The organism is Actinoplanes sp. NBC_00393, assembly GCF_036053395.1.
Taxonomy (GTDB): domain Bacteria; phylum Actinomycetota; class Actinomycetes; order Mycobacteriales; family Micromonosporaceae; genus Actinoplanes.
Genome location: NZ_CP107942.1, coordinates 5,340,083 through 5,366,761, shown reverse-complemented (window position 1 = coordinate 5,366,761; position 26,679 = coordinate 5,340,083). Strand labels below are relative to the sequence as shown.

Below are 26,679 nucleotides of genomic sequence, written 5' to 3'. Positions count from 1 at the left end.
CCGCCCTCGTGAGCTGGATTTATTGATCCCACACAAAAGGAAAACGCTGTTTCCTCTAGCGAAACAGCAGGCGAACCGGATGTGTACCGCGCGCAAGAGCACCGACGCCGGTGACGGCTGACGTGCACCCATCGCCAGAGAGGGGACGCGGCACCAACCATGAAACGCATTCCACGAAGAGCCCTGGCCGGGGCGGCAGTCGCCTTGGCCGCGGTGGTCGCCGTTCAGGCGCCGGCCGCCGCCTACGGGCCCACCGCCAATTCCCTCGGGTGCCGGATCTACTTCAGCGACACCGGCGCCGGATCGTCCCCGACCACGTGGGCGGACACGTTCACCCTGACCCAGAGCCCGGCCTCGCCGCAACCGGGTCAGGTCGTGACCGTCTCCTTCACCGTCGCGGACGGATCCACCAACGGCCCGGTCCCGCTCACCGCAGGTTCCGTGCCGGTGGCCGTGACGGTCGGAGTCACCGGCTCGCAGACCGGCACCGTCACCCTCAACCAGCCCAACTACCCGTCCGGCGCTGTCGCGGCGCAGGCCAAGCTCGGCGGGTTCACCGCCACCGGCACGTTCACGGCCGGCTCGGCGGGGGCGCTTACGCTCACCGTCAAGCAGGTCAAGTTCGCCAACGCCACGGCGTCGACGTACTGCTCGAACGCAGGCGACCGGGACCACAAGGCGGCGCCCGAGGACACCACGATCGTGCAGGCGGTCACCGTGTTCAACGGCGGCGCGACGATCAGCTCGATCACCGGGCAGACCGGCACCACCGCGGCCCGCGCCGGTGACACCATCAACTACTCGGTCACCGGACTCGCCGCGAACGCCGCTCTCACGGCCTCGCTGCGGGACAGCTCCGGTGGCGGTACGGCAGAGGGCAGCGGCACCGGGACCAGCACCGACGCGAGTGGCGCCGGGACCGGGTCGATCGCGGTGCCGGCTGGCGCCACGACCGGCAGCCGCACCGTGGTCGTCAGTGACGGCAGCAACTCGGTGTCCGTACCCGTCACGATCCTCGGCGCCCCGAAGGTGAGCATCAGCCCGGGCGGCGGTGGCGCCGGCACGGCGGTCACCGTCACCGGCACCGACTGGAACCCGGGGAGCACCGTCACGGTCGGCGGTTTCAAAGCGCTCACCGGCGCACCGCCGCCGCCCGCCACCTCCGACCCGGTCGTCACCGCGACCGCGTCGGCGACCGGCGGGTTCACCGCGACCTTCACGGTGAACGACACCACCACCGCCTACATCGGAGCGTCGGCCGGCGCCCTGTTCGCCACCGCGAACTGGACCGCCTCCGCCGACAGTTGCACCGCTCCGGCGGCCGGCAAGTGCGACCTGGCGTACGAGTTGACCCAGACGGTCAACGCCGGCGCGCTGGCGATGTCGCGGGGCACCGGCTCCAGCAACATCGCGTTCGACGGCGTCTCGGTCAGCACCAGCGCGCAGACCGCGACCGGCGCCCTTCCGGCGATCAACGTGACCGACCTGCGCGGCGGCACCTACGGGTGGAGCCTCACGGCGGCGGTCACCGACTTCACCGGTGTGCCGATCGGCACGATCGGCAGGGACGCCCTCACCTGGAAACCCGCCTGCACCGCCCACGCCGGCGCGACCAACGCCGTCGCGGCGGCGCCCGGCGCGGCCGACGCCAAGGTGAACCAGGCGACCCTCTGTTCGGCGCCGGCCGAGACCGACGGCACCGGCGGATCCTTCGACGCCTCGGCCGAACTGGCCCTGGCCGTGCCCGCGAACCAGTTCGCCGGCACCTACACGGCAACGCTCACCATCACCCTGAGCTGAGCCCCGGGTGGGGGCGGCCGCCACCGCCCCCACCTCGGCGGGGAAGGACTGTCATGCGGAACAGAATCATCGCCGCAGCCCTCGCTCTGGTGGGTGCGCTGCTGCCCGCCGCACCGGCCGCCGCGACCGGTAACGGCGAGTGGTCGGTCGTCCCCACCCCGGCCAGGAACCCCGGCCCGACCCCGCGGGTCTACTTCTTCCTCGACGCGAGCGCCGGACAGACGATCAAGGAGTCGGTCCGGGTGTCCAACCTGAGTAGGAGCTCGCGGTCGTTCACCGTCTACGGCGCGGACGCGTACAACACCGTCCGCGACGGCGGTTTCGCCCTGCGCACCCTCGACGAGGAGCAGTCCGGCCTCGGCAATTGGGTGACGTCGCAGGTGAAGAAGGTGACCGTGCCCGGCGGCACCAGCGCGGACATCCCGTTCACCATCACCGTGCCGGAGAACGCCACCCCCGGTGACCACGTCGGCGGCATCGTCGCCCTGGAGTCGGAACCCGGCGCGGTGACCGAGGCGAACGGCGCGACCGTACGCATTCAGCGCGCCGTGGCCGCCCGGGTCTACCTGCGCGTCGCCGGGACGGTCGTGCCCGGGCTCGGCGTACCGGAACTCGACATGGACATCACCTCGCCGCTGCTGCCCGTCGCGGCCCGCGGCAACCTGGAGTACCAGGTCGCCAACATCGGCAACGTGCACCTCATCCCGGCCGCCCAGGTCAAGGTGACCGGCCTGTTCGGGCACGCCGTCAAGGTCAGCGGCTCGACCCCGTCGGCCGACATGGTCCCCGGCGCCAGGGGCGCGTTCGCCATGACCGCCGAGGGCATCTGGCCCTTCGACATCGTCACCACCGCGGTCACCGTGACCGCCGACGGCGGCGTCTACGCCCGGCGCTCGGACCGGGCCGTGGTGATCTCCTGGACCGGCGTGGCCGTGCTCGCCGCCCTGATCGCCGCGATCTGGTGGTCCGTGCGGCGCCGGATCCGCAGCCGCGAGGCCCGGCCGCGGGGGCTGGTGGCGAACGGATGAGAAGGCTCGCCACGCTGGCCTCGGTGATCGTGCTGATGCTGGTCACCACCGGGGTCAGCGCCGGGGCCGCCGGGCTGGGGGCGCGGCTGTCGAAGAACACCGCCAAGCCGGGCGAGACCGTCCGGGTCACCGGCGAGGGCTGGACGGCCGGGCAACTGCTCCAGTTCGTCACCTGCGGCGAGGGCGGCACGACCGGCTCGGCCGCCTGCGACACCCGGGCCGCGCTGGCCACCCCGGTACGCCCGGACGGCACCTTCATCGTCGACCTGCAGATCGGCGACCCACCCAAGCCGTGCCCCTGCGTCGTGCAGGTCGCCGCGGTCCTCGGCGACGCCACCCAGAAGGTCAACCTCCCGCTCACCCTCACCGGCCACGCCACCGCCGCCCTGCCGAAGGGCACCGCTCCGGCCCGCGACCTGATCGTCCAGGAGGCCCGGCTCACCGGCGGCACCGCGGCCGCCTGGTTCGGCGCGCCGGACCGGTTGACGCTCACCTACACGGTCCGCAACCCGTCCACGTCGCAGTTGGTCGACGCCACGGTCCAGGTCCGGCTCGGCGGTGGCGGCAACGACAACGTGTTCCATCAGGAGCGGGTCGCGAACCTCAGCCCCGGGCAGAGCCGCACCTTCACCGTCCCGGTCGACATTCCCCTGGCGGCGTTCGGCGAGTACGTGATCAGCGCCGACGTCAGTGGGCTCGCGGTCGTGCGGATCGGGCATCGGGCGTACCCCTGGGGTCTTCTTCTGATCAACCTGGCCGGCGTGCTGTTGATCGTCTGGGGCGTGCTGCGCCGGCTCACCCGGCGCCGGGCCCTGGCCTACGCCGACCCGTCCCAGGCGATGCTGCCGTCCGTGGTCCGCCTCGGCAGCCTCGGCGCGTTCCTGGTCTTCGACGACGCGCCCGGCGCCGGTCGGCTGCGGCGGATGGCCGGCGCCCAGCTCAGCCTCGACTCGCTGCGCGACCTGCTCGGCGATCCGGACAGCGCGGGCGGCGACTCGGTGCTCGACCTCGCCGCTCTCACCCACGTGCTGGCCCGGCGCTACCCCAAGAACCTGTCGCTGTTCGAGGAGAAATCATGAAGGCGCCGCTGCGGCTCGGAGCCCTGCTGCTCGTCGTGGTGCTGGCGTACACCAGTTGTGGCGTGCTGATGCCCGGCGCGGGCGGCACCCAGGCCGGGACGTCCGGCGCCGGGCCGGGGGTCACCGGCGACGCGGTGAAGGTGGTGTTCATCGGCACCGACCTGACGAAGACGGCGTCGATGACCGGCTTCCAGAACGCCGACGTCGGCAAGCCTGCCGAGCAGGTCAAGGCGCTGGCGGCGTACCTCAACGCGAACGGTGGGATCGCCGGGCGCAAGCTGGAGGCGGTCTACCGGGAGTACGAGGCGAGCAACGACTCGCCGGCCGCGGAGACCACGCTGTGCAGCCAGATCACCCAGGACGACCAGGCGTTCGCGGTGGTCCTGACCGGGCAGCTGCAGTCCAACGCCCGGCCCTGTTACGCCCAGCGGCAGACCCTGATGCTGGACGCCACCCTGATCGCCAACTCGCGGGCCACCTTCACCGAGCTGGCGCCGTACCTCTGGACCGGATCGTTCCCCGAGTACGACGCGTTCGCCTCGTCGTTCCTCGCGGTCCTGGACCGGCAGAAGTTCTTCACCGACCGGGACCGGGCCGGCCTGGTCGCGGCGGACAGCCCGGCGAACCGGGCCGTCTACGACGACATCGTCGCGCCGGCGCTCGCCGTGCTCGGCGTCGAGGGCACGGTCGCGTGGATTGACACCACCGACCTGGGCACCCTCAACACCGGGCTCACCCAGGCCGCGGTCAGCTTCCGCGGCAGGGAGATCGACCGGGTGTTCTTCCTCGGCGGAGCCCGGATCGCGCCGTTCTTCATGACCAGCGCGGCGGCACAGAGCTACACCGCGCGGTACGGCATCTCCACCTTCGACAGCCCGTCGTTCATGGTGGCCAACCCGGGGACGATCCCGCCTTCCGCGCTCGAGGGCATGGTCGGGATCGGCTTCGCGCCGGGGTACGACGTGCCGGACAGCCGGCTCGCCTTCCCGGACACCGACGCCGAGAAGAAGTGCCAGAAGATCTACGCGGACGCCGGGATCACCTTCAAGCAGCGGGAGAACGCCCGGGTCGCGTTCACCTACTGCGATGCCGGGCTGCTGCTGCAGGCCGCGGCGGCTGATCTCGGGCCGAATCTGAACGCGGCCACGTGGGGCGCCGCGGCCCAGGCGCTGGGCACGTCCTTCGCCACGGCGACCGGTTTCGGCGGGGAGCTCGGCGAGGATCGGTACGCGGCCGGCAGCGGATACCGGGTGATCAAGTACGACACCGGGTGCTCGTGTTTCGCGTACGAGGGGCCGGTGACTCCCCTTGGCGAGTGAGCGGATCCTCGAGGTCAGCGGCCTGTCCGGTGGGTACGGGCCGATCCAGGTGCTGTTCGGCGTCGACCTGGCCGTGCACAGCGGCGAGACGGTGGCGCTCTGCGGGCCGAACGGCGTCGGCAAGTCCACCCTGGTCCGGATGATCTCCGGGCTCAGCCGGCCCACCGCCGGGACGGTCACCCTGCTCGGGCGCGACATCACGAGTGTGCCCGGCGCCAAACGGGCCCGGCTCGGCATGTCCACGGTCATCGGGCAGCAGGCGTTCGGCTCCCTCACGGTTCGCGACAACCTGCGCATGCACGCGTACCCGGTGCCCCGCCACGACGAGAAGACCGCCACCGCCGTCGACGGCGCCCTCGCGGTGTTCCCGCGCCTCGCCGCCCGCGCCGACCAGCCCGCCGCCACCCTCTCCGGCGGCGAACGGCAGATGCTGGTGCTGGCCAAGACCCTGATCCAGCGGCCCAGCGTGCTGCTGGTCGACGAGTTCTCGCTCGGCCTCGCCCCGGTCGTGGTCGGCGGCCTGCTCGAACTGGTCCGCCGGCTCGCCACGGCCGGCGTCGCCACCCTGCTCATCGAGCAGTCGGTGAACGTCGCCATGTCGGTCGCCGACCGGCTGTTGTTCATGGAGCACGGCACGATCATCGCCGAGCACACCCCGGGCCGGCTGCGGTCCGACCCGGATCTCGCGCGCCGCCTGGTCCTGGGAGGGCACGCCGAATGATCGCGGTCGGGTTCTTCACCGGACTCACGTACGGGCTGCTCGCCATCGGCCTGGTGCTGGTCTACCGGTCCAGCCGGTTCGTCAACTTCGCGCACGGCGCGGTCGGTGTCTTCGGCGCGGCGGTGCTGGCGCGTCTCGCCACCGGCATGTCGTACTGGCTGGCGTTCCCGATCGCCATCGCGGTGGCCGGCGGGCTCTCCGCGCTCATCGAGATGGTCGTGGTCCGCCGCCTCTACCGCCGGCCGCGGGTGATCGGCATGATCGCCACCCTCGGCCTGGCCCAGTTCATCCTGGTCCTGGCCCTGCTGGTGTCCCGGGACAGCTTCTCCGGCGCCACCTACCCGAAGCCGCCCGGGCTGCCGGCGTTCACCCTCGGCACCACCGCCGTCGGCTCGTCGCTGACCGCGATGCTGCTGCTCACCCCGGTGCTGCTGGCCGCCCTCGCGTTCTTCCTGCGCCGCACCCGCTTCGGCATCGGCATCCGGGCCGCCGCCGACCATCCGGACGCGGCGACCGTCAACGGCGTACCGGCGCCCCGGATGGCCAGCCTGGCCTGGGCGGTCGCCGGGGCCATCGCCGCGTTCTCGGCCATCCTGCTCACCCCCACCCAGGGCGTGCAGTCGATCGAATCGCTCGGCCCGCAACTGCTGCTGCGCGGCCTGGCCGGCGCGGTGATCGCCCGGATGACCTCGTTGCCGATCGCGTTCGTCGCCTCCATCGGCATCGGCGTCCTGGAGCAGGTGCTGCTCACCCGCGAGTCGATGGGCTTCGTCGACGTCGTCCTCGGCGCCGTCATCCTGATCTCGCTGTTGCTGCAGAAACAGGCCGGCCGTCGCGAGACTCCCGCACCCTGGCCGCGGCAGACCACCCACCGGGCCGGCATCGCCGCCCGCATCGGGCTGGCCCTGCTCGCCGCTGCCGGCGTCGGACTGGCCTATGTGGTCAGCAACGCGACCGCGTCGGTCCTCACCACGGTCTGCGGCTACACGCTGGTCGCGCTCTCGGTGATCCTGGTGACCGGCATCGCCGGCGAACTCTCCCTCGGCCAGTTCGGCTTCGCCGGCATCGGCGCGGCGGTCGCCGTTCAGATCGCCACCCTGACCGGCAACATGTTCCTCGGCGTCCTGGCCGGCTGCGCGGCCGCCGCCTTCTCCGCGGTCCTGATCGGCATCCCGGCGCTGCGGCTGCGCGGCGTGGCCCTGGGCGTCACCACGCTCGCCTTCGCGCTGGCCACCAGCGGCTGGCTGCTGCGCCAGCCGTGGCTGCTCGGCGACGGCCGGACCGTGCCCTACCCGGTCTGGAACGGCTACGTGGTCAGCACCGCCGTCGACTACTACCTGTTCGCGCTGGTGTTGCTGGGGATCGGCTGGTGGGTCACCGCCCGGCTCGCTGGCGGCGGCTTCGGCCGCCTCCTGCTGGCACTGCGCGACAACGAGGACGCCGGCCGGGCACTGACGGTCCGGGCCCCATTGCGCAAACTCCAGGTGTACGCCGTAGCCGGCGCCCTGGCCGGCCTCGGCGGAGTCGTGATCGGCTTCGGCCAGTCCCAGCTCAGCGTGAACAGCTTCCCGGCCGCCGCCAGCATCGACGTGGTCGCCATCGCCGTCGTCGGCGGCCTGGCCCGCACCGGCGGCGCCCTCCTCGGCTCGGCCGTCATCGTCGGCTTGCCGGCGCTGTTTCCGCTGGGCATTCCCGGCCAGGCTGCGTTGACGCTGGGCTGGCTCCTGGTGGTCATCCTGTTGCCGAACGGCCTCGGCGGCCTCCTGACCGAGTCCCTCCCACGCCGGCTCCGCGGTGCCGTCTCCCGGCCCGGCGTTGCGCCGCTCCATCGCGCTCCGGCCCGCCTCCGGGCCGCACCCGCGTGGCTCCCGAACGGAACGACCCATTCCGTTCCGTCTGGCACCGAGCCGTTGGGTGGGCCGGCCGAGGTGCCGGAATTGTCGTTCGGAGGGCGGCCTCGACTCTGGAGCATCTCTGGGCTGCCGGCCGAACCGCTCGTGCCGCACGACGGGCCCGGGTCGCTTCTTGAGGTCAGCGGCATCCGGCGGGCGTTCGGTGGGGTGCGGGCCGTGCAGGAAGCCACCTTCACCGTCGGCGTGGGGGAGATCGTCGGGATCATCGGGCCCAACGGCGCCGGGAAGACGACGCTCTTCGAGATTCTTGCGGGGTTCACCTCGGCGGACGGGGGAGCGGTCGCCTACCAGGGGCGGGACGTCACCAAGTGGACACCGGAGCGGCGGGCCCGGGCCGGGCTGGTCCGGTCGTTTCAGGACGCTCGGCTCTTTCCGGCCATGACGGTCCGGGAGAACGTCATGGTGGCGGCGGAGTGCGGTCTACCCGTACAGCTGGGGCTTGAGATCTTGGGTGTTGACGGCGCCGAAATCAGCAAAGCCGGCGCCGCTGATGCGGCCCTGCGTGCGATGGGGTTGGGGTGGCTGGCTGATCGCCCGGTCGGTGAGCTCTCCACCGGCACCCGCCGCGTCGTTGAGCTCTGCTGCCTGCTCACCCTGCGCCCGCGGCTGCTGCTGCTGGATGAACCGTCGTCCGGCCTCACCCAGGCCGACGGCGCCGGCCTCGCCGATCTGATGCTGCGGGTTCGCGCCGAGCTCGGCACCACGATCCTCGTCATCGAGCATGATCTCCCGCTGCTGTCCCGGGTCGCCGACCGGCTGATCGCGATGGACGCCGGCCGGGTGATCGCGGAGGGGACGCCGGACGAGGTCCGGTCCCATCCCGCAGTCGTCCTGTCCTACCTCGGCACCGACGAGGCTGCCGTCGCCCGATCCTGACATCTGATGGAGGTTTATCGATGCCCCGTTATCCCCGCATCCGCCGGCTGGCCGCGGCGGTCGCGGCCGGCCTGGTCTGTGCCGGCGCGGTCGTGCTGATGACCGGTACGCCGGCCGCGGCCGCCCCGACTCTGACCGTCTCCAAGACGAGCGGTCTCAAGGACGGCGACACCGTCACCGTGTCCGGCAACGGCTTCACCGCCAGCCTGACGAACATCGCGCTGGGTCAGTGCATCAAGGACCCGGCCACCTCGACCGACTGCAATCTTGCCGGTGGCGCGGTCTTCGTGAACGCCGACGCGTCCGGGAACACCGCGCAGATCTCGCTCAAGCTGGCCACCAGCTTCGGTGGGCACGACTGCGGCACCGACGGCTGTGTGATCGCCGCGCAGATCCTGCCGTCGGCCGCCGAGCCTGAGGTGGTCGAGGCGAACAAGGCACAGGTCCCGATCACCTTCGGCGGTGGCGGTGGTGGTCCGGCCAGCCCGACTCCCAGCAAGACGACGAGCCCGGCCGCGACGAAGACGACTCCTGCGGGGACCACGACCAGCCGGTCCTCGACTCCGGCCGCCGGGGGCGCGCTGCCGAAGACCGGGCCCGGGCAGGAGTGGGCGACGGTCGTACTGATCGGCAGTGCCCTGATGTTGCCCGGCATCGGCCTGCTGATGCTGCTGCCCGCCCGCCGCCGGCGGATGGCCGGCTTCCGCTAGGAAGCCGGTTCAGGGGTGTGGGCCCGGCTACTGCGCGGGGCCGGTCCCACACCCCCGATCCGAAGGCGGTCAGTACTCGCGCAGGAGACTGCCGGCTCCGTAGACCTTGTCCTTGATGCCGTTCTCCCGCAGCGCCATCCACCAGGTGGCCGCGTTGATGGCGATCACCGGCTTGCCCAGCCAGCGCTCGGCCTCGTCGGCCAGGCGGACCATCGACAGGTTGGTCCCGCACTGCACGATGGCGTCCACGTCCGGGGTGTTCACCATGAGGATGGCGGCCCGCAGTTCGTCCTCGGTCACGTGGGCGATGGACACCGCGGTCGGGCACTTCAGGCCCTGGATCGCGGCCACCTCGAACCCGATCTCGCCGAAGAACCGGACCACGTTGGCGTCACCGACCGGCTGGTACGGCGTGACCACGCCGATCTTGCGGGCACCGTAGAGCTTCAGGGCCCGCTCGCAGGCCTCCGCTCCGGTGGCCACGTCCAGGCCGGTGATCGCCTTGATCTGGGCCACGAACTCGCGGTTGCCTTCCACCCCGCCCCAGAACGTCTCGGCCGACATGCCCATCACCATGTAGTCCGGCTCGCAGGTCAGCACCCGCTCGCAGGCCGCGCCGATCTCCGCCCGGATCTGCACCAGCAGATTCTCGAAGTTGGCGTCGTCCGACAGGTCCTGGTTGCGGATGTGGATGCGGGAGAAGTGCGAGGTCACACCGGGTACGGCCATGGCGTAGAAGTCCGGCTCGACGATCGTGTTGGTCGACGGGGCGATGACGCCGAACTTGCGGCGCCAGCCGAGGGCATCAGTCATTGCGAAGCTCCAACGAGTGCGGGCCGCGTTGCGCGGAGGGTGAGCCAGGCGGCGACGAGCAGGCAGGCCTGCGCGGCGGTGTTGATCGACTGTTCCAGCCACTGGAAGGCGAGCGTGTGGTGCTCGTCCGACGAGCGCAGCGGCACCAGCCCCATCACCAGGACCAGCCCGAGGACGTAGAGCGACACGGCCCACCACTGCCGGTACCGGCCGGCGACGATCGCGCCGAGGACGCTGATCGCGGTGACGCCGAGGGTGGCCGCCACGAACAGCGGGTTGAGGCTGCCGGCCAGGATCGCGCCGGCCGCGCACAGCCCGAAGGCGAGCGCGAACGGCCAGAAGCGGGTCGGCCTGCCACGCCGCACGGTGACGGCGAGGGCCCAGGCGAGTAGCGTCGCGCCGGCCGCCATCAGCGGGAACAGCAGCTGTTCCAGCAGCTTCCAGTCGCCGGCGCCGGCCGCGTACCCCAGCTTCCAGACACATTTGGCGATGCCGCCGGCGCCGATCAGCAGGGCTCCGGCCAGGCCCGCGCGTTGCGCAGGCAGATTCGGAGCGGTACGCGCGAGCAGCGCGAATCCGGTGGTGCCGAGAACGACCGGTACGAAGTCCTCGAGCGCCAGAGCGATCGGGTACTCCATCACGGCTCCCCGAAGACGTCGCGCTTGCGGAAGGCCGCGGTGGCGAACCGATAGGCGGCCTTGCGGCTGGTCAGCCACGCGACCCGGCCGCCGTTGCTCGTACCGGCCAGCACCTTGCGGGCCAGCCAGGGGGTGACCGTCTCGACCCGGTCGGCCAGGATGTTGAAGATCCTCTTGGCTTTCTCCAGTTCGGCCGGGTCGTAGTCCTGGATGAGCAGGTCGGTGACGACCATGCCGGGGGAGAGCAGCGCCACCTTGACCGGTTTGCCCTTCAGCTCCTTCGCCATGGCGAGCGTGGCGTAGGTGAGGGCCCGCTTGGTCGCGCCGTACGGGGTGAGGCCCGGAACGATCTGCCCGTTGGAGCCGAGCCCCTCCATGTTCCAGAGCGCGCCGTGCCCCTGTGCCAGCATCGCCTCCAGGACGACCGCGCTCGCGTGCAGAGTGCCCTGCAGGTTGAGCTGCACGACCGAGTCGATCTCGGCGGGATCCAGCTCCCACAGCGGCCGGCGCGAGTTCGACATCCCGGCGTTGTTGACCCAGATGTCGACTTTCCCGAACTTGTCGACGGCGGCGTCCCAGAGCATGCGCACGTCGGCGCGATCGGTGACGTCCGCGACCATGGCCAGCGCCTCCGGCGGGCCGTCGTCGGGCAGCGAACGCCCGCAGTACGCCACCGACGCCCCCTCGGCGAGGAAGGCGCGGACCAGGCCATGCCCGATCCCGCGGGTCCCGCCGGTCACCACCACGACGGTCATGAGGTCCACTCCAGGAGGCCGTGCAGCACCGAGTCCAGGTTGCCGCCGTCGAACAGCTCGTAGACGACCGCGAGCTGCCGGCCCGCCGACATGCCTGGGGCCGCGTCGATCGAGAACTCCCGCCCCTTGATCTTCCAGACGTCGGTGAGGTGCAGCGACTGGAACGAGGCGCGACCGAAACCGATCGCGTTGCCCCACGCCTGCGGCCCCTCGAAGAAGAGCCGGTTGCCGTCCCGCCGGGTCTCCACCGCAACGGAACGGTCCAGGCCGGCGCCCTGCCAGGTGATCGTCCGCCGGGTGCGCAGCAGGTCGATCGGTTCGAGCGCGATCGACGCCGACACGGTGCCGCGCAACTTCTGATCGGCGCTCCACAACTCCAGGTCGCCGGTGAAGGCGCCGGCTTCCTTGGTGGGCAGGATGTACGGCACCGGCCCGTTGCGGGTCTCCGCCGCGATCAGATCGTCGACCTTCGAGGGTTCCCGGGTGTAGACGCCGTTGAAGCAGCCGACCACCGCCCAGCCCTGGTAGAGGACCGACGAGTAGACCTGGGTGTCGCCGTCCGGGAGCACCTGGTTCCACGTGTTCAGGTCGACCTGCCAGCCTGGCCCGTAGTAGTGCGAGTCGACGAAGCTGCCGTACGGCTGGCCGGTGCCGAAGAAGTCCGGTCCGGTGTAGACCCGGTTCTGGTCGGAGTCGACGACGCCGAACGAGAACGGGGCGCCGAGGCGGAACTGCCCGGCCAGGGGTCCGCCGCCGACCAGGCCGCCGTCCATCCGGTACGTGGTCACGCCGTCGACGAAGTCCGACGAGCGCCGGATCTCCTCGAACCCGCACCACGTGCCGGCGTGATCGAAGAGGGAGGGCCGGCCGTGCCATTCACCGGCGATGCGTTTCTGCCAGGTGCTGGGTTCGCTCATCAGTTGCTCACCAGCTGTTTTCTGACGGACTCGCTCTGCTCCTCGCCCAGCAGCCGTACCGTCTGCTTCCAGACCGGGTCGATCTCCGGGCTGAACAGCAGCTCCCGATGTGCTGCATCGCGAGTCGCGGTGCCTTCGGCCTTGATACCGGTTTCGACCAGCGAAGCCCAGTGAGTGAAGTAGGCGTCGACGGCGTCATCGATCGACCGGAAGGCGGCCTCAGTCGCCCGATTGACCAGCATCCAAGGTGACATAAGAGCATATTGGCGAGGGGCCAGGTGAGCCGGAGAGAGCCCGTCACGACTGCGCGTCGCGGTGAAGACCGTCGTCAGCGGCTCATACACCTCGTCCAGGTAGGACAGCGAGGTCGCCAGGTCGATCCGGGGGATCAGGTCGAGGTGGAAGGCGTAGTTCTCGCCGTTGGCGACCGAATCCAGCGTGAAGTGCGGGACTCCGGAGTCCGGCGCGGTGAACGCGAAGATCATGTGACTGTCCAGGCCGATCGCAGGGACGACCAGGCTGACGTTGACCACCTTGACCACCGGACCATCGCCCCGCCAAACACGGATTTGTCCGACCGGGGTGGGGCTCATCGGCGAGGTGAGAGCGCGGTCCTCCGCAAGCGATACCGGCACCCGGGCGAGGATCTTGGCGAGCGTGCTGTCGGAGAGCGCGGAAGGCAGGCTCACTGGTCGGTCTCCTTCACTGCTTCGGCGGGAGCGGAAGGCGGGTCGGCGGTTTCGTCAGGGCCGGCGCCCATCAGCCGGGCCGCGGCCACGGTCGGGTGTTCGCCGCGCGCCTTGTGCACCCAGGCCCGGTTCAGTTCGGCGTTCTCCCGGCGGGCCGGCGAGGGGATCACCGTGGCGGTGCGCCGGGGCACGTCGCCGGTGATGAAGTCCTCCTCGTTGAGCAGCCAGCCCTTGTCGGCCAGCTCCTGACGCCGCCGCCGGTACTCCACGGCGATGAGGTCGCTCTTGATGTGCAGTTCCGCGCCTAGGTCGAAGGGCAGCAGCTCGGGCCGGACCTTGTCGACCACCGCCGCATCCTCGTAGAAGATGCGCATCGTACGGTTGATCGCATCTTTGTTTGCCCATGTGCCGGTGAAGAAGGTGCGCAGCGCAACCCATTTGACCAGGGTGTGCGTCTCGTCGATCGGGATGTTCGTGTCGTAGATGATCATGTCGCCGATCGGCAGCCGCACGTGCAGCTTGATCATGTTGGGCAGCATCCAACCGGCCGACGTGGTGACCGGCGGGCGCTTCTTCAGGTCGTTGCCGATCAGCCGGCCGAACTTGCCCCACAGACCGGACGGCTTCGGCGGGTGCAGGTCGACGGTGGCGAACGCCGACCACTCGTCCGGGTGCTCCACCTCGTAGTCCGGAACCTGCGGCATGTCCGGATTGCCGAACCGGCCGGCGTGCACGAACGGCGCGTGCGCGATGTCGCAGCCGTTCTCCAGGATCCGCTCGTAGTTGGCGTTCCACAGGAACTCGCCGGTCACCACGCGGAACTTGCCGCCGTTCTCCACCAGGTCGTCGAACTCCGGCCAGACCGGCATCGGCGGCCGCTCCTCCTCGGGCAGGTCACCGAGAAAGACCCAGACAAAACCATATTTCTCCTGTACGGGGTACGAGTCCACCCGTGCCTTGCGAGGGATGCCCCGCCCCGGCAGATTCGCCGGGATCCTGCTGCACTGCCCGTCCGGCTCGTACTCCCACCCGTGGTACGGGCAGACGATCTTGTCGTCCTTGAGCCACCCGCCGGAGAGGGCCGCCCCACGGTGTACGCACAGGTCGCTCAGAACCACGACCCGGCCCTGCTTGGGGGTGCGGTAGATGACGAAGTGCTGCCCGAGCACCGTGATCCGCTCCGGTTTGGTGGTGACCCGGTCGCAGAACTCCACCGCGTACCAGAAGTTCTTGAGCATGGCTGTTACCTCCGCCGTATCCCGGCGATGTCCGGGTGCTGAAGGGCCTTGTCGAGCGCGTCGCCGGTGGCGCCACGCAGATGGGTGTCGAGGAACGCCGCGGTGACCTCGGCGAGTGCCGCCCGGGTCGCGGCCGGGTCGGTGGTGGCTTCGAGGTCGAGGAACGCGCGGGCAGCGGTGTCGTCGACCGGGTGCACGATCCCGAAGTGGTTCGCGCCGGAGAAGGTGACCTGCACGTTCTCGCCGCCCCTGTTGGGCAGCGCCTCGTCGAAGGTGCGGCTGATCGGGTCGCGCCGGGTCGCGGCGTCCTCGCCGTACCGGTCGGCGGAACCGTTGATGACCCCGTCGTTCTCGCCGTTCATCAGCAGCACCGGGCAGTCCACCTGCGCCGGCAGCACGGTCCCGGCCGGCCAGCCGAGCATCGTGGCGACCATGGTGTGCGTGCCGTACGCCGCCACCGCTTTCACGCTTGGGAAGAACCGCGCGCTCTGCAGGATGACCGTCCCGCCGGCCGAGTGCCCGATCAGCCCGACCCTGTCGAGATCGAGCAGGCCTTCGACCGGCCCCGTCATGGTCGCCAGCGCGTCCAGGACCGCCGGCACCGACGGCGTGGTCGCCCGCGTGCCGTAGGCATCCGGCCGGGCGGCCGCCAGCTCGACGCCGGGCGTGATCCCCCGCAGCCCCCCGAACAGCTCACCCACCCAGTCGTACGTGACGGCGACGAAGCCACGGGACGCCAGCTCCACAGCCAGCCACCGATACGCCTCCTGACCGACGTTGACGCCGGACACGATCACGGCCACCGGGTAGGGAGCGAGCGACGGGTCGGCGGGGAAGACCCCGGAGAGCCGTTCCTGATCCGAACCGGTGGGGCGAGCGGGGTAGAAAACCCGTAGATGGGCGGTGTCGAACGGCGCCGCGGCCCCGGGAATCGTCGCGGCCCACCACACCGACCGGACGCTCATGACCCGGTCCCCGGCCGCGGCAGTTCCCGGTCGCCGCCCCACAGCGCCCGGACCAGCTTGTTCGTCGTCTCCTCGCCGAAGAAGCGGACGCCCATCACATTCGCCGGGTCCCGTTCGGCGATGTTCCGGCGGATCGTCTCGTCGGTGGCGGCCAGCGCGGCCTGCTCCTCCTGCGGAACGGCGTCGGCCTCGTCCACCCAGCGCAGCCACCGGTCCACGTGCGCGTGCGCCCGCGCCGACACGATCTCCAGGTTCCGCTGCGACCGCTCGAACGAGTAGCAGTACGCCGTCGGCGACAGGCTGGCCCGGATGAACCCGGCCCGGCTCACGAAATACTCGAACTGCGGATCGGCCCGCAGCTCCAGCCACTCCTCGTCCAGTTCGGCGTAGTACTTGTCGAAGTAGCCGGCGTCCTCGACCATGTTCGTCCGCGGCACCGAGTCCAGGTAGAACCAGCCGCCCGGCCAGACCAGCAGCGCGATGCCCAGGTGCGGCACCTTCACCTGCGGGCCGAGCCAACAGGTCAGGTGCAGGTTGGCGAAGCTGGCGCCGGGGTTGCCGATCCAGGAGTGGACCAGCCAGTCGACCTCCGGTCCGGCGTACGCCTCCAGCGAGCCGCCCGGCCCGTCCGGATAGGTGCCGTAGGTCTGCAGGTCCAGCGTGGAGGGATCACGGGAGGTCTCGAACCGGGCGTCGATCTTCGCCTTCAGATCGGCGAGCAGCTGCCGGTAATAGTTGAACGTGTCGTGCACGTCGACGACCGGCGAACCGTCGACCATGTCCTCCACGTGCTGGATCGTCTCGGCCACTATGGGGCACCCTTCTTATCTGATAAGGGCGTCGGCCAGCCGCCAGGGACGGCCGTCGACGAGATCGGTGTTGCGCGACACCAGGCGGTTCGCGGCCTGGGCGGGAGCGACGCTCGCCGTGCCCACCGGATCACCGGCCGGCACGTCGAACCGGACCGGTGTGGAGATGCGCCCGGTGAACGGGCCCTCCCACTTGGTCCAGAGGGTGAAGTCCGGGGTCATCGCGAAGATCGCCGCGGGCTGGTCCAGCGGCGTGCTGACCACCAGGTTGAGCCGGTTCTCGGCGGCCCGCTCGGGCAGGCCCAGCGCCAGCTCCCAGGGCTCCTGCGCCTGGTAGGGCACCGCCACCACGTCGGCGTCGAGCAGCGCGGCGAGCCGGAAGGTCTCGGGGTAGAGCGCGTCGTCCCCGGCGATCACCGCAAGGCGGCCCCAATCCAGATCGACCGGGATGATCTCCTTGCCCGGCCCGCCGTGCAACCGCGGCTGCCGCGCGACGATCCCGGCCGCGCTGATCACGAAGCTCTCGTCATCGGCCGCGATGACGGCATGAGCTTCGGTGCCGACCAACATTTCCGAAATTTCGGAAATGTGCCCGCTGGTGGCCGCGGCGGCGGTGGGCGCGGCGGCGGTGGGCGCGGCGGCGGTGGGCGCGGCGGCGGTGGGCGCCGCGGCGGCGGCGTGGGGCGGCAGCACCAGCAACTGCACGCCGGCCAGTGCGGCGTCCCGGACGGCGGACAGTGAGCGGACCACAGCGACCGGCAGCGTCGGTGCTCCGGGTGGCCGCTGCCGCCCGACCGGCGGCGCGGCGATCGGCCCGTAGAGCGCCGGCCGGCGGGTGGCGAAGATGTCCGTCCCGTCCGGGCGCCGCTTGTCGTCGGCGAGCGAGGGGTCGATGTCGGCGACGATCACGGCCTCGCCGGTGCGCGGCGCCTTCGCCACCACGGTGCCGTCCGGCGCGACGATCTGGCTCTCGCCGGCGCCGTGCAGCCACTCCGGCGGCACGCCCAGACCCTCCGCGATCGCCGGCAGCGAGTCGCGCGGCAGCAGCGGCCCGACCTTGTTGGCGGCCACCACCCACACCTTGTTCTCCGCGGCCCGGACCGGGATGTGCAGGTCCGACTCGTCCAGGGCGAAGCTGTTCAGGCTGTTCAGCAGCACCTGGGCCCCGCGCAGCGCCAGCCCGCGGGCCACCTCGTTGACCACGCCTTCCATGCACGCGTACATCCCGAGCCGTCCGAGCGGCGTCTCGATGACCGGGCCGACGGTTGGCGCCGGCTGCAGGAAGTCGTTCTCCGCGCCCATCAGGGTCTGCTTGTCGCACTGCGCGACGACGACGCCGGCGGGGTCGAAGAGCAGGTTCGTGCCGCCGGTGCGCGCGTCCGCGTACGCATGAGTGACGTTGATCTTGATCCAGATGCCGTGCCGGCGCGCTCGTGCCGAGATTGCGCTCAGGAAGGCGTCGCCGGGGCGGGTGGCCAGCTCGTGGGCCTGCTCGCGCGACGCATACCACGACAGATGGTTGCAGAACTCGGGGAGCACCACGAGCTGGGCCCGCTGTGCGGCGGCTGCGTCGATGACGCGCAGGCAGGCGGCGAGGTTGGCGGGCACGTCCTGACCGGCTTCGATCTGGGCGGCGGCGACGCGTAGAACACCGGACATCCGGTTCCCCCTAGCGAAACGGCGTTTCCCAAAACTACACTCGGGTGCCGCTTTCGCAACAGGGGTTCTCTTGATGATGAAGATATTTTTGGGGGCGGGGAATGCTGGTTCACGTCGTTCTGATGAAGTTTTCTGATGCCGGCGATGCTGCCAAGGCCAAGGTGCGTTTGGAAGAGCTCGGCGATGCCGTTCCCGAGATCCGTTCGCTGACCGCCGAGATCGACGAGCTGCGCACCGACGTCTCGTGGGACCTCTACCTCCGCACCGAGCACCACGATGTGGATGATCTGCGCGCATACCAGGCACACCCGGCGCACCTCGAGCTGGGCACGTGGTTGCGCCCGCTGCTCAGCGCCCGCGCCGTCGTGGATTACACCACCTGATCGGTACGGTCAGCCGGGGGTCGGGAGGGTGTGCACGGTTCCGGTGGTGACCGCGCCCAGCTTCTCCGGGTTGGCGACGTTGTGGATCGCGACGATCCGGCCGTCCGGGCCGAGTTCGACGGTCATCGTGGCCAGCACCCGGTCCGCCGCGTGGAAGACCAGGCCGGCCGCGCCGTTCAGCTCGGCGATCTCGACGCGCATGTCGGCCGGCTCGACCCCCTCGTACGCCCGGCTGCCCACCCCGGCCAGCCAAGCCGCCACCCGTTCCGCGCCGATCACCGGGCGCAGCGCCTGGCGTACCCGTCCGCCGCCGTCGGTCCAGAGCGCGACATCCGGAGCGAGCAGTTCCATCAGGGTGTTGATGTCGCCGCCCCCGGCGGCGGCGAAGAACCGCTCGGTGACCTGCCGGTGCCGCGCCGGCGTGGCGGCGAACCGGGGCCGCCGGTCCTGCACGTGCCCGCGCGCCCGGTGCGCCGCCTGCCGCACGGTCTCCTCGGAGCGCTCCACGGCCGCCGCGATCTCCGCGTAGCCGAAGCCGAACGCCTCCCGCAGCACGAACACCGCACGCTCGAGCGGGCTGAGGCTCTCCAGCAGCATCAGCAGCCCGGCCGACACCGACTCGGCCACGGCCACGTCGTCGGCGGCGTCGCTGCTGGTCAGGATGGGTTCGGGCAGCCACGGCCCGACGTACGTCTCGCGGCGCGCCCGGGCCGACCGCAGCCGGTCCATCGCCACGTTGGTCACGATCCGCACCAGGTACGCCTTCGGCTCGGCCACCTGGGAGCGGTCCGCCGCCGACCACTTGACCCAGGTGTCCTGCACCGCGTCCTCCGCGTCCACGGCCGTGCCGAGGATCCGGTAGGCCACCGAGAACAGCAGGTTGCGGTATTCCTCGAAGGGGCTGCTCATCGGGTGTACCGGCCGCCCCGCCGCCACGAGAACAGGCCCACTGCCGGGGTCTTGAGGAGGCGCTGGAACGACGGCCACGGCGAGGAACTCACCGTCTCCTTGTACCAGACCGCCGCCCGCCCGGTGAGCGCCAGCCGTTTGGGGCTGCCGTCCGGCCGGCTGAACTGGATGACCGCGTCCCGCCGGCCCAGGCTGATCGGCAGGTGCACGTACCCGAACCGGAACCGCTTCGGCTCCCGCCCGTCGAGTTCCCGCGCGATCGAGTAGGCCGCGTGCACCGCGCTCGGTATGCCGCCCTGGCAGGTGCCGTGCATGACGCCGTACTTCTGGCGGATCGCGGCGGAGTCGCCGACCGCGTAGACGTCGGGGTGCGATACCGAGCGCAGCGAGCCGTCCGTGACGATCCGGCCCCTGTCGTCGACGGTGAGGCCGGCCGTGGCGGGCAGCGCCGGGACGCGTACGCCGCCGGTCCACAGGATCACGTCGGCCGCGATCGTCTCGCCGGAGGTCGTCTCGACGGCGTCCGGCAGCACCTTGGTGATCTCGGCGCCGGCGAGCACGCGTACCCCCAGCCGGGCCAGCGACCGGTCCAGATAGGTCTTGGCGCGCCGGCCCAGGTCCGAGCCGGGCGCGCTGCGGCCGATCAGCAGCACGTCCAGGCCCGGGTGCTGCTCGGCGATCTCGGTGGCGGCCTCGATCCCGGTCAGCCCGGTGCCGCAGACCGCCACGGTCCCGCTGCCCAGACGGTCCAGCCGCCGGGCGAGCGCTTCCGCGTTCTCCAGGGTGTACGCGTTCTCGTCCGCCCCCGGAACAGCGGCGGTGTCCGTGACGCCGCCGAGCGCTAAGACCAGCGTGTCGTAGTGGATCTCCCGCTCGTCGTCCACCCGGACCACCCGCGCCCCGGTGTCGACCCGCGTCACCCAACCGGTCACCAGCCCGGCGCTGGTCCCGGCCAGCAGATCCGGGATGCGCAGGTCGGCGAGCCGCTGCCCGGAAGCCGTCTGGTGCAGCCGGAGCCGCTCGGTGAACCGTTCACTGCCGTTGACTACGGTGATCCGTACGTCGTCGCGGCCCCTGGTCAGGCCGGCAAGCGTGGTCGCCGCGCCCATCCCGGTGTAGCCACCGCCCAGAATCACGATCTCGTGCATCGCCCTGCTCCTCTCCCATGCCGGTTGACATGCACGAGACGGGGAGCAGTCATCGGACGTGAACTGGAGTGGCCTGGATCACATCACCCGGTGGGATACGCCGACGGACTGCCGGTCGACGCCGCGCCCGGGCGGAACGCGGCCGGGGCGTGGATCACGCAGGTCTGGGCGTACTCGGCGAGGCCCTCACCGGCGTACTCGCGGCCCCAGCCGGAGCGTTTCACCCCGCCGAACGGGGCGCGCAGACTCATGCCGGTCCGGTTGTGCGTGTTGACGAAGGTGAAGCCGGCCTCGAACCGCCGGGCGAACACGAACGCCCGCTCCTCGTCGGCGCTCCACACCGAGGCGCCCAGGCCGAGTTCGCCGGCGTTCGCCGCGGCCAGCACCGACTCCTCGTCGTCGTAGCCGAGGACCGGCACCACCGGCGCGAACTGCTCCTGCACGACCAGCGGGTCGGCCGGGTCGGGGTCGACGACCAGGGCGGGGCGGACGAAGTAGCCGGTCGCCGGGTCCGCGTCGAAGTGGCCCAGGTCGTGCCCGGCACCGCGGCGGAGATGGGCAGCGGCTCGCTGCGCGGCCGCGGAGATCACCGGGCCCATGGTCACCCCCGGCTGAAGAGGGTCACCGGTGACCAGGACCCGGCCTGCGGCAGCGAGGTACGCGTCGACGAAGTCCGACAACCGCCCACGCGGGACATAGAGCCGTTTCGCCGCCATGCACACCTGCCCGCTGGTCGCGAAGCTCGCCATGACGAGACGGTCCATGGCGTCGTCGCCGAACGGGGCGTCGTCGAGGAACACCGCCGGATCGTTGCCGCCGAGCTCCAGCACCGTCGGGGTGAGCCGGTCACCGGCGAGCGCCGCGACCGCCCGCCCACCCGCGGCGCCGCCGGTGAACGCCACCTTCCGCACCAGCTCGTGACCGACCAGCGCGGCCCCGGTCGCCGGACCGCCGTGCACCACCCGGACCGGCGCGTCGAACAGGCCGAGCACCCGGTCCACGGTGAGCGGGGCGAGCGGCGACGGCTTCACCACGACGGCGTTGCCGGCGGCCAGGGCGGGGCCGACCTTGAGCAGGGTCAGGATGATCGGCGCGTTCCACGGCGTGATCGCGGCGACCACCCCGTACGGTTTCCGCTGCACGACCAGTCTGCCCAGGTCGTCGTCCTGCACGCTTTCGGCGTACGCCGCGGGTGCATGCGAAACCACCCACCGCAGGAAGCGGACCGCGAAGCCGATTTCGCCGCGGCAGTCACCCACCACCTTGCCGGACTCGCGCGCCAGCAGCGTGCCCAGCTCGCCGATCGCGTTCTCCATGGCGTCCGCCGCGCATGTCAGCGCGGCGAGCCGTTCCGGCAGCGGCCGGGCCGCCCAGGCCCGTTGCTCGGCGTCCGCCCACCGCACGACCTCGTCGACCGCCTCCGGCGCTGTCTCCGGCACGGTGCCCACGATCTCCGCGAACCGCGCAGGATTTTCCCGGCTGGTCGACAGGGCTGTTCCGGGGGCCCGGGAACAGCCTTGAGAACCAGCCGAGGGGGTGTTCATGCCGGGACCGGGCGCAGCGAGGCGATCATCGAGCTGCGCAGCAGTGACGCGCGGGCCTTGGCCGGGTCGGCGGCGATCGCGCGCAGGCTGTTCAGGTGGGCCTCACGGGCGTCCGGGTCGGTGGCGCGCAGCCGCTCGTAGTTCTGGTGGGAGACGCTCTGCACGTATTCGAGCGCGATGCGGCGGCGATCGGCCGCCGCGGTCCAGACCGCGGCGTCGTCACCGGAGTCAAGAGCGGCGGCGTACGCGACCGCGTCGTGAATACCGGAGTTCATGCCGAGCCCGCCGAGCGGGTTGTTGACGTGCGCCGCGTCCCCGGCCAGCAGGACCCGCCCGGTCCGGAACGAGGTGGCGACCCGCTGGTGGACCCGGTACATGCTGGCGTGCGCGATCCGCCACGGCCGGCCCGGGTCGTGCACGCCGCGCAGCCGGGCGTCCAGGCGGGCGTACTCGTCGGCGTCCGGCGTGTCCGACGGCGTCGGCAGCAGCACCCGCCAGTGGTCCGGGGTGCGCAGGAGCACACACCACTCGACCGGGTCGAAGACGTAGTTCACCGCGGCCAGGTCGTCCAGCCACCCGGTCAGTTCCTCGTCCACCGACGCCACCAGGAACCGCTCCGGATAGGTGATGCCGTCGAACGTCACCCCGGCGGCCCGCCGTACGGCCGAGTGCGCGCCGTCCGCCCCGATAAGCCAGTCGCCGGATTCCCTTCGCCCGTCGGCACAGACCGCGGTCGTCTTATCTAAATCGGATATAACGTCCGCTACCGGCCAGGAGAACCGGACCTCGCAGCCGTCGTGCCGCATCAGGTGATCGAGCAGGATCGGCGTGAGCTTGGACTGCTCGCACTGCACCCGGTACGGATACCGGGTGTCCCCGGCGAGCACCGCCAGATCCAGCATCGCGACCAGGCCCGCACGCCGGTCCCGGTAGGCGAAGGCCGGCGAGATCAGCCCACGTTCCTGCAGCTCCGCGCCGACCCCGAGATCGTCGAGCATCTCCAGGGTGGGCGGATGGAACGTCGAGGCACGCGACTCGGCGGCCAGCCCGTCGCCGGCCTCCAGCACGGTCACGCGATGCCCGCGCCGGGCCAGGGCGAGTGCTGCGGTGAGTCCGACCGGTCCGGCGCCGGCCACCAGGATGCGGTTCACGTCTGCAATCTCCCCGGTACGTAGCGGGCGTCGAGGTCGAGCGCCTCCTCCTGGCCGACCAGCGCGGTGAACGCCGCCCACGGCATCCGGTCGACCGGCTCCGCCGAGCCCTCCTCGGCGATCGCCCGGTAGGCCAGCGACGCGGCACGCATGGCGGCGAGCAGCGCCGAGACCGGATGCAGGACGAGACGTACGCCGACCGCGGCCAGGTCGGCGTCGGAGAGCACGGGACGGCTGCCGCCGGCCTCCGAGCGGTTGATCACGATCGGTACGCCGGGCAGCTCCTTGTGTAGCTCGGCCAGCTCGTCGAGGGAGTCGACACCCTCGGGGAAGACCGCGTCCGCGCCGGCCTCCGCGTACGCCCGGCAGCGCGCGATCGTCTCGGTCAGACCGTGTCCGGCGTACGCGTCGGTCCGCGCGATCAGCGCGAGATGCGGCACATGGTCGGCCAGTGCGGAGACCTTGGCGGCCGCCAGTTCGGCGTCGATCAGCTCCTTGCCCGCCAGGTGCCCGCAGCGCTTCGGGTTGACCTGGTCCTCCAGGTGCAGCCCGGAGATGCCGGCCCGGGCGTACGCCAGACCGGTCCAGACCGCGTGCAGCGGATTGCCATACCCGGTGTCCGCGTCGGCCAGCAGCGGCACCCCGCCCAGCGCCGGGACCAGGGTGGACGCCCGGTCGGCGATCTGTGTGCCGTGCACGTAACCGAGGTCGGGGCGGCCCAGCGCGATCGCCGAGACGGCCGCGCCGGACAGGTGCACCGCCCGGTGGCCGGCCCGCACCGCGAGCGCGGCGGTCACCGGGTCGTAGACGCCCGGCACGTGCGTGACTTGGTCGGAGGCGAGCAATGCTCGCAATGCGGTGGCGGTCATGAGGGAGTGTGTAGCGCGAACCCGCCCTCGACGCCTACGACGCGCGGGTTGGTGAAGAACAACAATGTCTCCGCGGTGCCCTCCTCGGAGTATCCGGAGAGGCCCCAGGCCGGGCGCGGCGTGAACAGGTGCAGGCTCATGATCGACGAGCCGTTGACCTTGACCTCGCCGGCCCGGACCCGTTTCGCGACGGCGAGCGCGGCCTGCTCGTCGGCGCCGATCACGTAGCCCTCGAGCCCGTAACGGGTGCCGTTGGCGAGTGCCACCGCCTCGTCGACGCTGGTGTAACCGTGCACGGCGGCGACCGGCCCGAAGATCTCGTCGGTGGTGCCGGCCGGGTCGGCGCCGACGACCAGCGCCGGTGCCAGCGTGTTGCCGGGCCCGGTCAGGGTGGCCTCGTGCACCGCCCCGCCGAGCTGGTCGCGGGCCTTCACCACGGCCGCCCGGTGTCCGGAGTGGATCAGCGGGCCGTAGTCGGTGGTCTCCTCGGCCGGGTCGCCGGTGCGCAGCCCTTCGACGCGGTCCAGCACCGCCCTGGTGATCGCCTCCTCCCGCCCGGCCGGCACGATCAGTCGGCCCAGCGCCCGGCACCACTGACCGTTCAGCGTGGTGAGCAGGTCGGCGGCGGCGCGGGCGGCGATCGCCTCGTCGGCGTCCGGCAGGACGATCAGCGCGTTGTTGCCGCCCAGCTCCAGCTGGACCGGCTTGATGTCGTAGGCGCAGGCGGCCGCGACGGCCCGCCCACCGGCCAGGCCGCCGGTGAAGCTCACCGCCCGGATCCGCGGGTCGGCGACAATCTGGGCGCCCACCTCGGCGCCACCGTGCAGCAGCTGGAACAGCGCGGGCGGGGCGCCGGCCGCGCGCAGGGCGGTGTCGATCGCCACGGCCAGACGTTCGGTGCCGTAGGGGGCGTACTCGCTGGGCTTGAGGATCGTGGGGCAGCCCGCGGCGAGAGCGTTGGCGACCTTGTGGGCGGCCATCGGGGCCGGGGCGTTCCACGGGACCAGGCAGGCCGCCGGGCCCCAGGGGAGTCGCTCGACCAGAACCTCGCGGCCGTCCTCACGGGTGGCCGTCGAGGTCAGCAGGCCGGAGCGGAGCTGGGCGGCGGCCAGCGCGAACGCGCCGGACAGGATCATGCCGAGCGGCGTGGTCTGCCGGATCGGCACGCCGGTGGCGGCCGCCTCCAGCCGGACGATCTCGGCGACCGCCTCGCCGACGGCGGCGGCCACTCCGTCCAGGATGTCCGCCCGGACGGCGGCCGGGGCATCCCAGGCGCCGAGCGCGTCGGCCGCGGCGAGGGCGTCCCCGACCCGCTCGGGGGAGGAGCCGAGCGCCGGGCCGGTGACCTCGCCGGTGGCCGGGTCCTCCAGGTCGAGGCCGACCGGGGTGAGGCAGGGGGCCCAGGCGCCGGCGACGAGATCGTTGACGCCATGCTCGCCCGCGATGCCGGGCGAACTCACTGGGCCACGCTCGCGAACAGGGCGTTCGCCTTGTTGCTGGTGATCACCGAGGCGGCTTCCAAGCGGCCGCGCTCCGGCGGGAACGTCATGACCAGGCCCATCGCCAGGTCACGCAGGGCCCGGCCGACCACCCCGTTCATCGTCGCCCCGGACGTGCCGGACGCCTTGAACGCGCCGAGCGCGACGTCGAACGCCGCCTGGCAGATCGAGCCCTTGGCGATGCGCCACTGGGCGTACACCTCGGTCTTGGTGGCGATCGGCGGCTCGCAGGTCTCGATCAGCAGCTGCCGGCGCAGCCACAGATATGCCGTCTCCAGGCTCTCGGTCATGTCGCCGATGATCACCTGATGCATCGGTGATTCGGCGACCGGCCGGCCCGTGTCGGCGAACGTCTTGCGGGTGAGCCGCTCCAGGGTGTCGTCGTAGACCCCCTGGGCCGCGCCGACGTAGACCGCGGTGATCGCCAGCTGGTTGCCGACGAAGCTGCCCCGGCTGCACTGCAGCATCTTCACGAACGCGCCCGGCACGGTCAGCGCGTCCTCCTGCGGGATGAACACCGCGTCCAGCTTGATGCCGTGGTTCGCGCTGCCGCGCATGCCGAGCCCGTCCCAGAACGGCCGCTCGGAGACGCCCGGCGCCTCCCGCGGCACCAGGAACATGACCAGCCCGTCGGCCGTGTCGTAGCCGTCGAGTCGCGCGGTGACCAGGTAGTAGTCGGCGATCCCGGTGGCGCAGCCGAACGACTTCTCCCCGGTGATCTCCCAGCCCGCGACGCCGTCACGGGTGGCCGGCACCGCGGTGGTGGCGATCGAGATGTTCGCGCCGCTGCTCTTCACCGACTCGCTCGCGAAGTTCGCCAGCCAGGTGCCGCCGGCCATCAGCCGCAGCACCTTCTCGGCGAACGCTCTGACGACCGGCACGTCCTCGTCGGCGAACAGCCCGGACTCGATCGCCTCCAGCGGCAGCAGGCCGCGCGACGCGGAGGTGTTGTGGAAGAAGAAGGCCAGCGCGGTGGACGGGCAGGCGCTGCCCATCGCGTAGGTGGCCGCGGCCAGGTCCCGCAGTGTCCCGCCGAGCCCGCCGTACTCCTCCGGGACGATCAGCCCGAGCAGACCGGCCTCGCGCAGCACGTCGATGTGCTCGCGCGGGAAGGCGCCGTCGCGGTCGGCCTGCTCGGCCCGGGCCCGCAGCGCCGGCAGGACCTGTTCGACGAGCGCCGCGCGGGCTTTCTCGTCGACGGTCATGTCGTCGACGAGTTTCTCGCCGATAAGTCTGTCGGCCATGGT

The 26,679-nt window shown here is 71.4% G+C and carries 24 protein-coding genes; 8 read left to right on the top strand and 16 right to left on the bottom strand.

What is annotated here, in order from left to right; genetic code table 11:
• Positions 1-159 precede the first annotated feature (159 nt).
• Genes OHA21_RS25035 through OHA21_RS25005 form a run of 7 tightly spaced genes read left to right on the top strand, consistent with a single transcriptional unit; the run spans position 160 to position 9,446 of the window.
• Positions 160-1,800 carry a hypothetical protein gene (locus tag OHA21_RS25035; protein ID WP_328477650.1) on the top strand — a complete coding sequence of 547 codons (1,641 nt, stop codon included), beginning with the start codon at positions 160-162 and terminating at the stop codon, positions 1,798-1,800.
• Positions 1,801-1,853: 53 nt separating this feature from the next.
• Entirely contained in the window at positions 1,854-2,828 is a 975-nt protein-coding gene (locus OHA21_RS25030) for a WxL protein peptidoglycan domain-containing protein (protein ID WP_328477648.1), read from the top strand.
• Positions 2,825-3,907 (top strand): hypothetical protein, encoded by a 1,083-nt coding sequence (locus OHA21_RS25025; RefSeq protein ID WP_328477646.1) that lies wholly within the window; start codon positions 2,825-2,827, stop codon positions 3,905-3,907. The genes OHA21_RS25030 and OHA21_RS25025 overlap by 4 nt, the downstream gene beginning before the upstream one ends.
• Complete coding sequence (locus tag OHA21_RS25020; protein WP_328477644.1) at positions 3,904-5,226, top strand: ABC transporter substrate-binding protein; 1,323 nt, start codon at positions 3,904-3,906, stop codon at positions 5,224-5,226. The genes OHA21_RS25025 and OHA21_RS25020 overlap by 4 nt, the downstream gene beginning before the upstream one ends.
• Positions 5,216-5,947, top strand: a complete 732-nt coding sequence (locus OHA21_RS25015; RefSeq protein WP_328477642.1) for an ABC transporter ATP-binding protein — start codon at positions 5,216-5,218, stop codon at positions 5,945-5,947. Before OHA21_RS25020 ends, OHA21_RS25015 begins: the two co-directional genes overlap by 11 nt.
• Positions 5,944-8,736, top strand: coding sequence for an ABC transporter permease subunit (locus OHA21_RS25010; RefSeq protein WP_328477640.1), 2,793 nt, complete (start codon positions 5,944-5,946; stop codon positions 8,734-8,736). Before OHA21_RS25015 ends, OHA21_RS25010 begins: the two co-directional genes overlap by 4 nt.
• 20 nt (positions 8,737-8,756) lie before the next feature.
• On the top strand, positions 8,757-9,446 hold the full coding sequence (locus OHA21_RS25005; RefSeq protein WP_328477638.1) for a neocarzinostatin apoprotein domain-containing protein: 690 nt from the start codon (positions 8,757-8,759) through the stop codon (positions 9,444-9,446).
• A 69-nt stretch (positions 9,447-9,515) separates the two neighbouring features.
• Here the strand turns inward: OHA21_RS25005 and OHA21_RS25000 are convergent, their stop codons facing one another.
• From OHA21_RS25000 to OHA21_RS24960, 9 genes are read right to left on the bottom strand one after another with little or no spacing between them, the layout of a single operon-like run.
• Positions 9,516-10,259, bottom strand: a complete 744-nt coding sequence (locus tag OHA21_RS25000) for a maleate cis-trans isomerase family protein (RefSeq protein WP_328477636.1) — start codon at positions 10,257-10,259, stop codon at positions 9,516-9,518.
• The gene (locus OHA21_RS24995; RefSeq protein ID WP_328477634.1) at positions 10,256-10,897 is read right to left on the bottom strand and encodes a hypothetical protein; all 642 of its coding nucleotides are present in this window, start codon (positions 10,895-10,897) and stop codon (positions 10,256-10,258) included. Before OHA21_RS24995 ends, OHA21_RS25000 begins: the two co-directional genes overlap by 4 nt.
• The gene (locus OHA21_RS24990) at positions 10,897-11,652 is read right to left on the bottom strand and encodes an SDR family oxidoreductase (RefSeq protein WP_328477632.1); all 756 of its coding nucleotides are present in this window, start codon (positions 11,650-11,652) and stop codon (positions 10,897-10,899) included. The genes OHA21_RS24995 and OHA21_RS24990 overlap by 1 nt, the downstream gene beginning before the upstream one ends.
• Positions 11,649-12,569 carry a hypothetical protein gene (locus OHA21_RS24985; protein ID WP_328477630.1) on the bottom strand — a complete coding sequence of 307 codons (921 nt, stop codon included), beginning with the start codon at positions 12,567-12,569 and terminating at the stop codon, positions 11,649-11,651. The genes OHA21_RS24990 and OHA21_RS24985 overlap by 4 nt, the downstream gene beginning before the upstream one ends.
• Positions 12,569-13,258, bottom strand: coding sequence for a hypothetical protein (locus tag OHA21_RS24980; RefSeq protein WP_328477627.1), 690 nt, complete (start codon positions 13,256-13,258; stop codon positions 12,569-12,571). The genes OHA21_RS24985 and OHA21_RS24980 overlap by 1 nt, the downstream gene beginning before the upstream one ends.
• Entirely contained in the window at positions 13,255-14,496 is a 1,242-nt protein-coding gene (locus OHA21_RS24975; protein ID WP_328477625.1) for an aromatic ring-hydroxylating dioxygenase subunit alpha, read from the bottom strand. Before OHA21_RS24975 ends, OHA21_RS24980 begins: the two co-directional genes overlap by 4 nt.
• A gap of 5 nt (positions 14,497-14,501) precedes the next feature.
• A complete protein-coding gene (locus OHA21_RS24970; protein ID WP_328477619.1) occupies positions 14,502-15,461 on the bottom strand; it encodes an alpha/beta hydrolase family protein in 960 nt (319 codons plus the stop codon).
• The gene (locus OHA21_RS24965) at positions 15,458-16,270 is read right to left on the bottom strand and encodes an oxidoreductase (protein ID WP_328477617.1); all 813 of its coding nucleotides are present in this window, start codon (positions 16,268-16,270) and stop codon (positions 15,458-15,460) included. The genes OHA21_RS24970 and OHA21_RS24965 overlap by 4 nt, the downstream gene beginning before the upstream one ends.
• Positions 16,271-16,285: 15 nt before the next feature.
• Positions 16,286-17,929 (bottom strand): nitrilase-related carbon-nitrogen hydrolase, encoded by a 1,644-nt coding sequence (locus OHA21_RS24960; protein ID WP_328477616.1) that lies wholly within the window; start codon positions 17,927-17,929, stop codon positions 16,286-16,288.
• A 101-nt stretch (positions 17,930-18,030) separates the two neighbouring features.
• On the opposite strand from OHA21_RS24960, the gene OHA21_RS24955 reads away from it, so the two are divergent.
• Positions 18,031-18,312 carry a Dabb family protein gene (locus OHA21_RS24955; RefSeq protein ID WP_328477614.1) on the top strand — a complete coding sequence of 94 codons (282 nt, stop codon included), beginning with the start codon at positions 18,031-18,033 and terminating at the stop codon, positions 18,310-18,312.
• Between the two features lie 9 nt (positions 18,313-18,321).
• Here OHA21_RS24955 and OHA21_RS24950 read toward each other — a convergent pair whose 3' ends face one another.
• The 7 genes from OHA21_RS24950 to OHA21_RS24920 form a co-directional block, all read right to left on the bottom strand.
• Positions 18,322-19,221, bottom strand: a complete 900-nt coding sequence (locus OHA21_RS24950) for an RNA polymerase sigma-70 factor (protein WP_328477612.1) — start codon at positions 19,219-19,221, stop codon at positions 18,322-18,324.
• A complete protein-coding gene (locus OHA21_RS24945; protein WP_328477610.1) occupies positions 19,218-20,369 on the bottom strand; it encodes an NAD(P)/FAD-dependent oxidoreductase in 1,152 nt (383 codons plus the stop codon). Before OHA21_RS24945 ends, OHA21_RS24950 begins: the two co-directional genes overlap by 4 nt.
• An 83-nt stretch (positions 20,370-20,452) precedes the next feature.
• Positions 20,453-21,913: an aldehyde dehydrogenase family protein gene (locus OHA21_RS24940; RefSeq protein ID WP_442875137.1), complete on the bottom strand. Its 1,461-nt coding sequence runs from the start codon at positions 21,911-21,913 to the stop codon at positions 20,453-20,455.
• The gene (locus OHA21_RS24935) at positions 21,910-23,064 is read right to left on the bottom strand and encodes an FAD-dependent oxidoreductase (protein WP_328477608.1); all 1,155 of its coding nucleotides are present in this window, start codon (positions 23,062-23,064) and stop codon (positions 21,910-21,912) included. Before OHA21_RS24935 ends, OHA21_RS24940 begins: the two co-directional genes overlap by 4 nt.
• Positions 23,061-23,933: an isocitrate lyase/PEP mutase family protein gene (locus OHA21_RS24930; protein ID WP_328477606.1), complete on the bottom strand. Its 873-nt coding sequence runs from the start codon at positions 23,931-23,933 to the stop codon at positions 23,061-23,063. Before OHA21_RS24930 ends, OHA21_RS24935 begins: the two co-directional genes overlap by 4 nt.
• Complete coding sequence (locus tag OHA21_RS24925) at positions 23,930-25,393, bottom strand: aldehyde dehydrogenase family protein (protein WP_328477604.1); 1,464 nt, start codon at positions 25,391-25,393, stop codon at positions 23,930-23,932. Before OHA21_RS24925 ends, OHA21_RS24930 begins: the two co-directional genes overlap by 4 nt.
• Positions 25,390-26,676 (bottom strand): acyl-CoA dehydrogenase family protein, encoded by a 1,287-nt coding sequence (locus OHA21_RS24920; RefSeq protein ID WP_328477602.1) that lies wholly within the window; start codon positions 26,674-26,676, stop codon positions 25,390-25,392. The genes OHA21_RS24925 and OHA21_RS24920 overlap by 4 nt, the downstream gene beginning before the upstream one ends.
• Between the last annotated feature and the right edge of the window lie 3 nt (positions 26,677-26,679).